Origin of the sequence: Capnocytophaga sp. oral taxon 335 str. F0486, assembly GCF_000277665.1 — a bacterium.
Taxonomy (GTDB): domain Bacteria; phylum Bacteroidota; class Bacteroidia; order Flavobacteriales; family Flavobacteriaceae; genus Capnocytophaga; species Capnocytophaga ochracea.
The window spans coordinates 18899-30000 of the sequence record NZ_AKFR01000009.1 but is presented as its reverse complement, the minus strand read 5'-3'; the positions used below and the strand labels follow the sequence as shown (position 1 = coordinate 30000).

The following is an 11102-nucleotide window of genomic DNA, read 5'->3' as shown; positions in this document are numbered from 1 at the left end:
TTCCGTCACTTTTATCAGATTAATGGTACAGGAATATTAACCTGTTGTACATCCACTTCCCCTACTCGGGTGCGCGTTAGTCCCCGACTAACCCTCAGCTGATTAGCATAGCTGAGGAAACCTTGATCTTTCGGCGGGCAGGTTTCTCGCCTGCCTTATCGTTACTTATGCCTACATTTTCTTTTCTATCAGCTCCACTATGGCTCACGCCTTTAGCTTCTACGCCTATAGAATGCTCCCCTACCGGTAGGTACTTCTGTACTACCCCATAGCTTCGGTAATATGCTTATGCCCGTTTATTATCCATGCCCAACCGCTCGACTAGTGAGCTGTTACGCACTCTTTAAATGTATGGCTGCTTCCAAGCCAACATCCTAGCTGTCAGTGCAGTCAGACCGCGTTTGGTCAACTTAGCATATATTTGGGGACCTTAGCTGATGGTCCGGGTTCTTTCCCTTTAGGATATGGACCTTAGCACCCATACCCTCACTGCTGATGAGCATTTAATAGCATTCGGAGTTTGTCAGGAATTGGTAGGCGATGAAACCCCCGCATCCAATCAGTAGCTCTACCTCTATTAAACTCACATCAACGCTGCACCTAAATGCATTTCGGGGAGTACGAGCTATTTCCCAGTTTGATTGGCCTTTCACCCCTACCCTCAGGTCATCCGAAGTCTTTTCAACGACAACCAGTTCGGTCCTCCACGCTGTGTTACCAGCGCTTCAACCTGCCCAAGGGTAGATCACCAGGTTTCGCGTCTACTACTACCAACTATTTGCGCCCTATTCAGACTCTCTTTCGATGCGGATTCGTATCTGAAATACTTATCCTCGCTGGTAACAGTAACTCGTAGGCTCATTATGCAAAAGGCACGCCGTCACAGCCTAAAGCTGCTCCGACCGCTTGTAAGCGTATGGTTTCAGGGTCTATTTCACTCCGTTATTCACGGTTCTTTTCACCTTTCCCTCACGGTACTAGTTCACTATCGGTCTCTCAGGAGTATTTAGCCTTACCGGATGGTCCCGGTAGATTCAGTCAAGGTTCCTCGTGCCCCGACCTACTCAGGATAACCATAAGATTTATAAAACTGTGCCTATACGAGACTTTCACTCTCTATGGTGTGCCTTTCCAAACACTTCTAATCCAGCTTTACAACCTATATCTGGGTCCTACAACCCCCACCCTGCCGTAACAAAGTGGGTTTGGGCTAATCCCATTTCGCTCGCCACTACTTTGGGAATCACTTTTGTTTTCTTCTCCTCCGCCTACTTAGATGTTTCAGTTCAGCGGGTTTGCCCACCTTTACGGTGTAGTACATCTTCAATGTACTGGGTTGCCCCATTCGGAGATTTGCGTATCATATCGTATGTGCCAATACACGCAACTTTTCGCAGCTTATCACGTCCTTCTTCGCCTCTGAGAGCCTAGGCATCCCCCATACGCCCTTACATAACTTTTCGCGCTTGTAGTTTTATTCAATTAACAATTATCTATTATCAATTAAATAAATACCTCGTTCTCTTTGATTCTTTTTAATTCTTTCGTTAGATTATCAATAATCTATTATTGATCTCTTATGCTTTTTATCCCAATATGTCAATGTACGTTTGTTGTGGAGAATAAGGGATTCGAACCCTTGACCCCCTGCGTGCAAGGCAGGTGCTCTAGCCAGCTGAGCTAATTCCCCCTGTCTCTAGGTAAGAGATTGTGGTAAGAGGTAAGAGGATCCTTCCTCTAGCTCACTCCTAGAAATTTCCTTCTTTTGCTTGTAGTCCCAGGCAGACTCGAACTGCCGACCTCTACATTATCAGTGTAGCGCTCTAACCAGCTGAGCTATGAGACTTTGTTCTTTTAGGTAAGAGGTAAGAGATAAGAGGTATTTTTCTCTCTATCAATTACTCTGTACCTTAATTTTATTGTTGTCAGCAAGATTTAAAGAACCAAGTCCTTATTAATTACAAATTTAATCGATAAACTAACTGTTCGTCATTTGTAATTCGTAATTCGTCATTAACTTTCGGTCTTCTCTAGAAAGGAGGTGTTCCAGCCGCACCTTCCGGTACGGCTACCTTGTTACGACTTAGCCCCAGTCACTAGTTTTACCCTAAACAGCTCCTCGCGGTAACCGTCTTCAGGTACCCCCAGCTTCCATGGCTTGACGGGCGGTGTGTACAAGGCCCGGGAACGTATTCACCGGATCATGGCTGATATCCGATTACTAGCGATTCCAGCTTCACGGAGTCGAGTTGCAGACTCCGATCCGAACTGTGACCGTCTTTATAGATTCGCGCCTGCTCACGCAGTGGCTGCTCTCTGTAACGGCCATTGTAGCACGTGTGTAGCCCAAGATGTAAGGGCCGTGATGATTTGACGTCATCCCCACCTTCCTCTCGGTTTGCACCGGCAGTCCCATTAGAGGGCTCGACTCAACTCGTTAGCAACTAATGGCAGGGGTTGCGCTCGTTATAGGACTTAACCTGACACCTCACGGCACGAGCTGACGACAACCATGCAGCACCTTGAAAACTGTCCGAAGAAGGGCGTATCTCTACACCTGTCAGTCTCCATTTAAACCTTGGTAAGGTTCCTCGCGTATCATCGAATTAAACCACATGCTCCACCGCTTGTGCGGGCCCCCGTCAATTCCTTTGAGTTTCATTCTTGCGAACGTACTCCCCAGGTGGGATACTTATCACTTTCGCTTAGCCACTCAGATTACTCCAAACAGCTAGTATCCATCGTTTACAGCGTGGACTACCAGGGTATCTAATCCTGTTCGCTCCCCACGCTTTCGTCCATCAGCGTCAATTAATTGTTAGTAATATGCCTTCGCTATCGGTGTTCTGTGTAATATCTAAGCATTTCACCGCTACACTACACATTCCAACTACTTCACAACCATTCAAGACCAACAGTTTCAAAGGCAGTTGCTTAGTTGAGCTAAGCGCTTTCACCTCTGACTTACCAGCCCGCCTACAGACCCTTTAAACCCAATGATTCCGGATAACGCTCGCATCCTCCGTATTACCGCGGCTGCTGGCACGGAGTTAGCCGATGCTTATTCGTAAGGTACCGTCATCAAAGTACACGTACTCCTTATTCTTCCCTTACAAAAGCAGTTTACAATCCATAAGACCTTCATCCTGCACGCGGCATGGCTGGATCAGTCTTCCGACCATTGTCCAATATTCCTCACTGCTGCCTCCCGTAGGAGTCTGGTCCGTATCTCAGTACCAGTGTGGGGGACATCCCTCTCAGAACCCCTATCTATCATCGCCTTGGGGAGCCGTTACCTCTCCAACTAGCTAATAGAACGCATACTCATCTTTCACCACCAAGGCTTTAATAGTCGTGTGATGCCACACTACTATACTATGGGGTATTAATCCAAATTTCTTCGGGCTATCCCCCAGTGAAAGGCAGATTGTATACGCGTTACGCACCCGTACGCCGGTCTCTGTTACCCGAAAGTAACCTCCCCCTCGACTTGCATGTGTTAGGCCTGCCGCTAGCGTTCATCCTGAGCCAGGATCAAACTCTTCATCGTTAAATTCTTTTATATCTTCTAACCGATCTTCAAGTTATTGACTTCAGGTTTCACTCAATTCTTTAAATCTTTTTTTGTGCTGTACAACATTATGTCAAGGTACGTGTTGTTTTTTCTACTCCAGAGGCTTTACCTTCCTCTTTTGCGGGTGCAAAGGTACGGCGTTTTTTCAAACTAGCAAATTTTTTGAAAGTTTTTTTTTAAGAAAATTTTTAATGTTTATACAACTAATTGATTACTAACTTTATAATTTTTCAATATTTCTTTATTTGTCCTACAAAACTCACCGTTTTTTTCATCATTATAGCAATTATTGTGGTTGATATTTCCCTTTTTTGTATTGCATCTGTATTACATCTTCTTTACTATCAACCACCCTCTCAGCGCAAAAACCTTCCGCATCACGCTCTATTTTTATATGCTTAGTAACACGTGTATCCTCTATGGTATAGAAACCTCGTACCTTATGCTCTGAAATATGCAATTTGCTACTCATCTCTTTTTTTTCTCCCTCACAAGGAGTTTTTGCAATTCCTCCCCCCGAAATATCAGCCGTATAAGAAAATATATCAGTGCTTAACACTTTTTGCAACTTCTTCCCTTTACTAATAAAATAGGTGAGCACCTCCGAGCCCATAGGCTTATTTCTATCAGCATTCGAGAAAAATACCCTCACCTGATAAGCAATCGCTTTCTTACCCAACAGTGGCGTCTGAGATGCCACTTCCAAACCCTGTAAGCGCCCTCTATCACTGTCTTCCCATTCACCTTCACCTATGTAGTAGTTATCTATCATCTGTTTCTGAAGATTGTACAAAACAACATAAGCATCATAAAGCATCTTGTCCTTACTTCTTTTCTTTAAAGGAAAAACCACGAGCTTATGTATCGTATCTTCTTTTAGCCCTCGCTCCGTATAAAGTGCCCAATACACCTGACGTCTGTCGAGCTTAAATTTTGCCTCAATAGCTTTAAAAATAGCACTTTCATTTTGCAATTGTTCTTGTGCTACACCACACATCGGCAGTAATAACAGTAGGTATATAAACTTCTTCATTTTTTAATATTTTATTGATTGCGTCCTTGTTCTTCTGGATACAGTTTATAAACAGGCTCACTCTGCCAATATTCCTTCGTTTCAATATCCATAACCGTAAGGCGTCCTTTGAAGCCCGCCCCCGTATCTACATTTGCTACCCCATTGAAAATAAGAGGTTTATCAGTACCCAAGCGCGTCGTTGGTGTATGTCCTATATAAATTTCATTATAGAGTTTCAAACGGTTAGGATAATACTTATCCGTTTTAGGAAGACTAACGCTACAAGCAAGTTCCCAAAGCGTTCTATCCCAATAGTACATCTGTTCGAAATGCTCGTGAGCAATCCCTCGCAAATTAGTAAATCCCGCGTGAAGAAAAAGCCTATTTTTGCTATCCAAGTAGTAATTTTCAAGCGAGTTTAAAAAATCAATATGAGCCTTTTTGCGCTCTGCCGAAACATTTCGATAAGCCTTTTCAGTAGCTTTTCCTCCGTGCAAACGCCAAAGAGTATCCATCTCTTTCCCTAAAAGAAACTCACGGCAAAGCGCATCGTGATTCCCTCTGAGGAACAAACAACGCTGTTTCTTTTGGTATCCGATGAGAAAATCCATCACCTCGGGAGTCTCACTCCAACCGTCAGCGTAATCACCAAGGAAAATAAGGTAGTCATCAGCTTGTATATCAGCTCTTTCAAGCACCTGCACCAAAGCGCGTAAAGCACCGTGTATATCGCCTATAACAAGAGTTCGCATAGTGTTTAATTTTGCTATTATTCGTCTGTGAAAAGTTCGGCAAAAGTAGTAATTTTTTTTCAATTATCAGAAAATCTCTAATTTTCTACCCGCCCATCGCGCTATAACCTCACATTACCTCCGTCATTCGTCGCCACATTCCCCCTCATTGAGGTAGCCAGCGACAGCTGGGTATGTGAGAAGGGAGAGGTTATCCCCTAGTGCCTATTGCCTAAGACCTATTACCTCCCACTTCATTTACTAATTTCCAAATTTTCTAATTCTCTAATTTCCCAACCCACCTATTCTCTTTCTGTCCCTACACTCCCCCTCTCCTTGGGAGAAGTCTCCGAATAGGAGAGTATGTGAACGGGGTGAGGATTCTCTTTCTTTCGCCTCGAAACCCCGATTTTAACATTTTTTGTGTTGTTATATCACATTATGATTCAACCACTTATATACCCTTTCTATAACAATCGTCCAAGATTCGTATAAGCTTCCTATAAGCTCTCTATAAGCTAACCCCACCCATCTTACACTCTTTTTTCACCAAAATTCCCCTCAACTCTCTTCCGAATTTTTCCGTTTCCTTCCGAACCTCTCAACCTTCCCCTATTTTCTAATTTGCTAATTCTCTAATTTGATAATTTTCTCTGCCTGTCGTGCTACGACTTGCTAATTTGCTAATTATTCTCTATCTTTGCACCCGTAAACTTAAAAAACCCTTTTATAAAATGAAAAACAAAGATTTTGGACTCCTCGTCCTCCGCCTTACCATAGGCTTGCTTATGCTTCCTCACGGCATCAACAAATTACTACACGCCGATGCCTTTGGATATGTTCAAAGTACCTTAGTAGCCAAAGGTCTTCCCACCTTCATTGCCTATGGGGTATATCTTAGCGAAATCATCGCTCCTATAATGATTATATTAGGCTTCCGAACCCGTTTAGCCGCTCTTATAATGGTACTCGGCGGAATTAGCACGCTCTTTTTGGCGTATGGAGGTCAAATTACCGCAGTTACGGCTCACGGTGGTTGGGCTCCTGAACTCCCTGGACTATTCCTTTTCGGTGCTTTAGCTTTGTTCTTTACCGGAAGTGGCAAACACGCCATTTCCACTCGCCACAAATGGGATTAACGAATGTTAGAACAAATCAATCTTACCTACGAGAAAGTAGTACTTGTAGGAATTATCAATCAAATACAAACCGAAGAAAAATCTAAGGAATATTTAGACGAACTCGAATTTCTTACTTACACAGCTGGGGGTGAAGTGCTCAAACGCTTCACCCAAAAGCTTGATGTGCCTAACCCTAAGACCTTCATCGGCACCGGTAAGATGGAGGAAGTACAGCAATTTGTTGAAGAAAATGAGATAGGTACTGTCATCTTCGACGATGAACTCACCCCTGCTCAACAGAAGAATATCGAGCGTATTCTCAAAGCAAAGATATTAGACCGCACAGGGCTCATTCTCGATATCTTTGCTCAGCGTGCACAAACCAGCTATTCGCGCACACAAGTCGAATTGGCACAATACGAATACCTCTTACCGCGCCTTACGGGATTATGGACGCACCTCGAACGTCAGCGAGGCGGTATCGGTATGCGTGGTCCTGGTGAAACCGAAATCGAAACCGACCGCCGTATCGTGCGCGACCGTATTGCCCTGCTCAAAAAGAAACTCACCGCTATCGATAAGCAAATGGCAACTCAACGCAGTAATCGCGGAGCATTAGTGCGGGTGGCGCTCATCGGCTATACCAATGTAGGCAAATCAACTCTAATGAACGTGATAAGCAAAAGCGAAGTCTTTGCCGAAAACAAGCTTTTTGCCACCCTCGATACCACCGTGCGCAAGGTTGTGATTGAAAACCTACCGTTCTTGCTCAGCGATACCGTAGGGTTCATTCGCAAACTGCCTACCCAGCTGATCGAGTCGTTTAAAAGTACCCTCGACGAGGTACGTGAAGCCGATTTGCTCTTGCACGTAGTCGATATTTCACACCCTAATTTTGAGGAACATATTCAATCAGTAAACCAAATTTTAGCCGAAATTCACAGCGCCGATAAGCCCACCATTATGGTATTCAACAAGATTGATGCGTATACCAATGAAGAAATAGCCGAAGACGATTTGGCTACCGAGCGCACTAAAAAACACTTCACTCTTGATGAATGGAAACAAACTTGGATGCAACGAATGGGGCGCGATGTACTCTTCATTTCGGCACTCAATAAAAACAATCTTGAAGAATTCCGTGAGGTGGTGTACGAAAAGGTAAAGGAGATACACATCACTCGCTTTCCTTTTAATAACTTTTTATACGAAAAAATAGATGAATAAACTCAATTTACTATTGGCTACGACAGCCTTATGTTGCACCTCTTTGGCAGTTGCTCAAAACGATGAAAACCTCAACACCGATCGCCCCGACCAAAGTGAAGGCGTATACACCCTGCCCAAAGGTCAGTTTCAAATAGAAAATGGTTTAGTTTTTAGCAAAGAAGAAAGCAGTGATAACCTAATGTTACGCTATGGACTCATCACAAACACCGAACTCCGCTTAGAAGCCGATTTCGACCTCCGTACCCCTGATTTTAGCAGTACTACTTTCAGCATAAAACAGCGTTTATACGAATCGGAACAGCGTTATATCCCCTCAGTGGGACTCATCGGTTATGGGCAATACAGCAAAACAGACGCCAAGACTTATACTTTCGACGTCTGTTTAGCTTTCGAAAGCTCTCTTACCGACCAGCTTTCATTAGCTTATAGTGCTCGTAGCTCTGAACAATTTAAGAATTTAGATGTTACTGCTCAGGTCAATTATGCTCCCAACAACAAGCTATGGAGTTTTGTTGAGTATTACGCTTCCTATAATGGAATGCGTGCTCCTGAGCACAATATCAATGCAGGATTTGCCTACCTCCTAAAACCTAATTTTCAAATAGACCTCAGCGGAGGGCGTACCCTTTGGCAACCAGAACCTCAATATTTTGTAGGGGTGGGAATATGATATTTATTCATTTAACAATATGCAAGATTTCGCCCGAAGTATGGCTTTTGCATCTCTAATTTCCCCCGCAGAGAGGGCAGGAAGAGGTTTCTTCATTATTAATCGCTAACCATTAATCATTAACAATTAATCATTAAAAAAATTGCCTAAAATAGGAAACATAGATTTAGGAGATTTCCCTTTATTGCTTGCACCTATGGAAGATGTAAGCGATCCTCCCTTTCGTCGCCTCTGTAAAATGCACGGAGCTGATATACTTTACAGTGAGTTTATCTCCTCCGAAGGACTCATACGCGACGCCATTAAAAGCCGTCAAAAGTTAGATATTTTCGATTACGAACGTCCCGTAGGCATACAAATTTTTGGAGGTGATGAAGAAGCAATGGCGCTCTCAGCTAAAATCGTTGCCACTGTAAACCCCGATTTAGTAGACATCAACTTTGGTTGTCCTGTAAAGAAGGTTGTAAGCAAAGGTGCAGGAGCGGGGGTATTGAAAGATATCGATTTGATGGTGCGCCTTACCAAAGCAGTCGTAAATAGTACCCATCTACCTGTAACTGTAAAAACGCGTTTAGGCTGGGACGAGCAAAGTATCAATATTGAAGAAGTAGCTGAACGTCTGCAAGATGTAGGTATCAGCGCGCTTACCATTCACGCCCGTACCCGTAGCCAGATGTACAAAGGTCACTCCGATTGGAGCTATATTGCCAAAGTGAAGAACAATCCTCGTATCCATATTCCTATTTTTGGTAACGGCGATATCGATAGTCCTAAAAAAGCCTTAGAATACCGCAATACTTACGGTGTTGACGGTATAATGATAGGTCGTGCAGCCATTGGTTATCCGTGGATATTTAATGAAATAAAGCATTATTTTGCAACGGGAGAGCTTCTCCCCTCCCCTACTATATCCGATCGTGTAGAAGCTGCTAAAAACCATCTATTATGGTCGGTAGAATGGAAAGGTGAACGACAAGGAGTGTTGGAAATGCGCAGGCATTATGCTAATTATTTCAAGGGGATTCCTAATTTTAAAGAACATCGCCAGCGATTAGTAACGTTAGATTCCTCAGAAGAAATAATAAGAGAACTCGAAGTAGTGAGAGAATTAAAAAGGGAAGTCTAATAATCTAAGCTTTTTTACTTTTTATTTTTAATAAACCATAGGTAAGCATTCCTAAAACAAATGAAGCAGTAATCGCCAAAGTAAAACTCCCTACTAAGTATTGCAACAAATTGTTTTTGATGTATTCCATTGTGGTGAGGTCACCTTGCGGAAGAATCGTGCCCCCCACAAAAAAAGTACCTATTTTAAGAGAAGTGAAAATAAGCACCGGTATCATTGGAGGAATACTCACATTCGAGCAAATAAAAGCCAATGTTTTGTTCAAATTGAAGAATACTGCCAAAGTAATAGTAAGTATGGTTTGAAATCCCCAAAAAGGCGCAATGCCAAAGAATACACCTAATGCTACCGAACCTGCCTTCACACTATCACTGCTGTCGCTCTCTAATATATCTTCTTTAATAAAACGTTTGAGACTCTTCTTCTTAGCATCTCTAAAGAAATTACGTGGCTTGATATAGAAAAGCGCAATGAGTACCAACACACTATTCAGCAAGCTAATACGCATAAAGTCGCGGAAAGGGCGAAAATGGGATACTCGCTCCTCGGGGTCGTACAGCACTTGTATAGGTACATTCTTCAGTTGTACCCCATTCCAACTACTGCGCACTAATATCTCTATCTCAAACTCAAACTTTTCGGTGTAATATTTCTTAGGAATGTGATGCAAAGGATATAACCTATATCCTGATTGCGTATCAGGAAGATTGACGCCCGTTTCGAGGTGAAACCAGAAGTTAGAAAATTTATGTCCGAAGCTACTTTTCTTAGGTACCTCGTCTTGGGTCATATTCCTACTACCTACCAATAAAGTAGGTTCGCTTTCCGCTTCGATAGCAGCTATAAATACAGGTATATCTTCAGGGTAATGTTGTCCGTCGGAGTCGACAGTAAGGGCGTAGTCGTAGCCTAAATTGCGGGCTTTGTCAAAGCCTATGCGCAAGGCATTGCCTTTGCCTTTGTTCTTAGGAAGATGAATAATAGTGAGCTGGGGGTAACGCGCGAGTATATCGGGAGTAGCATCTGTTGCACCATCATTCACTATGATAATATGAGAGGTATAGCGCAACACCCCATCAATCACACGAGCAAGGGTTTTAGCATTGTTATACGTAGGAATTAAAACGCAATAGTTCATAGCCCCATTTTCTTTTTCTCTTCATCGTTAAACACTTTCGACTTCTTTACAAACCCAGCTATATACTTTTGTAGTTCACGGGTTTGCTGAGCGTAGTGTACGAGTATAAAATCCTTATCGTCAGTGATGTCGTTGCGATAGGGTACTACTTTGGGCAAGTGTTCTTGCACACTGAGGCGTATGAGGTGAAGTTCAGCGTTTTGAGGTTGCTGTTTGAGAGCGTTTTCTAACAGCGGTTTGCCCTCTTTGAGCAGGGCAATACGATTACCTCCAAATTTTGCTAATATCATCTTACTCGCGCCTTTATAAGCACTTAGCACCACATCGGTAGTAGGAGCATTAGCCATTAACTCTACAAAAGCTACAGCGTTTTCTTTGCTATCGGAAGCCGTAGTATAAGCGGTGCGTACTTTCTCAAGGCTCTGCGCTTGCAGTGCTCCAAAACTCAAGAATAATATGATGAAGTAGATGTGTTTCATTTAGCCTATAAGTTTTTC

General features: G+C 43.1%; 8 protein-coding genes, 2 tRNA genes and 2 rRNA genes (1 of these 12 cut by a window edge). 4 read left to right on the top strand and 8 right to left on the bottom strand.

Going from position 1 to position 11102, the window contains the following annotated elements; translation table 11 throughout:
* From HMPREF1320_RS01205 to HMPREF1320_RS01180, 6 genes are all read right to left on the bottom strand, one after another.
* Positions 1-1463, bottom strand: a 23S ribosomal RNA gene (locus HMPREF1320_RS01205) (it extends 1383 nt beyond the left edge of the window).
* A 153-nt stretch (positions 1464-1616) separates the two neighbouring features.
* Positions 1617-1690 (bottom strand) — tRNA-Ala (locus HMPREF1320_RS01200).
* Positions 1691-1772: 82 nt separating this feature from the next.
* Positions 1773-1846, bottom strand: a tRNA-Ile gene (locus tag HMPREF1320_RS01195).
* 188 nt (positions 1847-2034) lie between these two features.
* Positions 2035-3550: ribosomal RNA gene (locus HMPREF1320_RS01190) — 16S ribosomal RNA — on the bottom strand.
* Together the 16S and 23S rRNA genes with 2 tRNA genes alongside form the textbook arrangement of a ribosomal RNA operon.
* 310 nt (positions 3551-3860) lie before the next feature.
* The gene (locus HMPREF1320_RS01185; protein ID WP_009417178.1) at positions 3861-4607 is read right to left on the bottom strand and encodes a hypothetical protein; all 747 of its coding nucleotides are present in this window, start codon (positions 4605-4607) and stop codon (positions 3861-3863) included.
* Positions 4608-4618: 11 nt separating this feature from the next.
* A complete protein-coding gene (locus HMPREF1320_RS01180) occupies positions 4619-5341 on the bottom strand; it encodes a metallophosphoesterase (RefSeq protein ID WP_009417161.1) in 723 nt (240 codons plus the stop codon).
* Positions 5342-6054: 713 nt separating this feature from the next.
* Between HMPREF1320_RS01180 and HMPREF1320_RS01175 the strand changes: the two genes are divergently transcribed.
* The 4 genes from HMPREF1320_RS01175 to dusB all read left to right on the top strand — a co-directional run bounded on the left by HMPREF1320_RS01175 (position 6055) and on the right by dusB (position 9467).
* A complete protein-coding gene (locus HMPREF1320_RS01175; protein ID WP_009417169.1) occupies positions 6055-6459 on the top strand; it encodes a DoxX family protein in 405 nt (134 codons plus the stop codon).
* A gap of 3 nt (positions 6460-6462) precedes the next feature.
* Positions 6463-7668, top strand: a complete 1206-nt coding sequence (gene hflX / locus HMPREF1320_RS01170; RefSeq protein ID WP_009417182.1) for a GTPase HflX — start codon at positions 6463-6465, stop codon at positions 7666-7668.
* Positions 7661-8341: a transporter gene (locus HMPREF1320_RS01165; protein ID WP_009417187.1), complete on the top strand. Its 681-nt coding sequence runs from the start codon at positions 7661-7663 to the stop codon at positions 8339-8341. Before hflX ends, HMPREF1320_RS01165 begins: the two co-directional genes overlap by 8 nt.
* A gap of 142 nt (positions 8342-8483) precedes the next feature.
* Positions 8484-9467 (top strand): tRNA dihydrouridine synthase DusB, encoded by a 984-nt coding sequence (gene dusB / locus HMPREF1320_RS01160; RefSeq protein WP_009417174.1) that lies wholly within the window; start codon positions 8484-8486, stop codon positions 9465-9467.
* Between the two features lie 4 nt (positions 9468-9471).
* On the opposite strand, the gene HMPREF1320_RS01155 is transcribed toward dusB, so the two are convergent.
* Complete coding sequence (locus tag HMPREF1320_RS01155; protein ID WP_009417163.1) at positions 9472-10605, bottom strand: DUF2062 domain-containing protein; 1134 nt, start codon at positions 10603-10605, stop codon at positions 9472-9474.
* The gene (locus HMPREF1320_RS01150; protein ID WP_009417170.1) at positions 10602-11084 is read right to left on the bottom strand and encodes a hypothetical protein; all 483 of its coding nucleotides are present in this window, start codon (positions 11082-11084) and stop codon (positions 10602-10604) included. The genes HMPREF1320_RS01155 and HMPREF1320_RS01150 overlap by 4 nt, the downstream gene beginning before the upstream one ends.
* Positions 11085-11102 lie beyond the last annotated feature (18 nt).

Excerpts from the sequence above, each read along its gene's own strand:
- HMPREF1320_RS01185 (WP_009417178.1), bottom strand. The coding sequence starts at position 4,607 with ATGAAGAAGTTTATATACCTACTGTTATTACTGCCGATGTGTGGTGTA.
- hflX (WP_009417182.1), top strand. The coding sequence starts at position 6,463 with ATGTTAGAACAAATCAATCTTACCTACGAGAAAGTAGTACTTGTAGGA.
- HMPREF1320_RS01155 (WP_009417163.1), bottom strand. The coding sequence starts at position 10,605 with ATGAACTATTGCGTTTTAATTCCTACGTATAACAATGCTAAAACCCTT.
- HMPREF1320_RS01165 (WP_009417187.1), top strand. The coding sequence starts at position 7,661 with ATGAATAAACTCAATTTACTATTGGCTACGACAGCCTTATGTTGCACC.
- HMPREF1320_RS01150 (WP_009417170.1), bottom strand. The coding sequence starts at position 11,084 with ATGAAACACATCTACTTCATCATATTATTCTTGAGTTTTGGAGCACTG.
- HMPREF1320_RS01180 (WP_009417161.1), bottom strand. The coding sequence starts at position 5,341 with ATGCGAACTCTTGTTATAGGCGATATACACGGTGCTTTACGCGCTTTG.
- HMPREF1320_RS01175 (WP_009417169.1), top strand. The coding sequence starts at position 6,055 with ATGAAAAACAAAGATTTTGGACTCCTCGTCCTCCGCCTTACCATAGGC.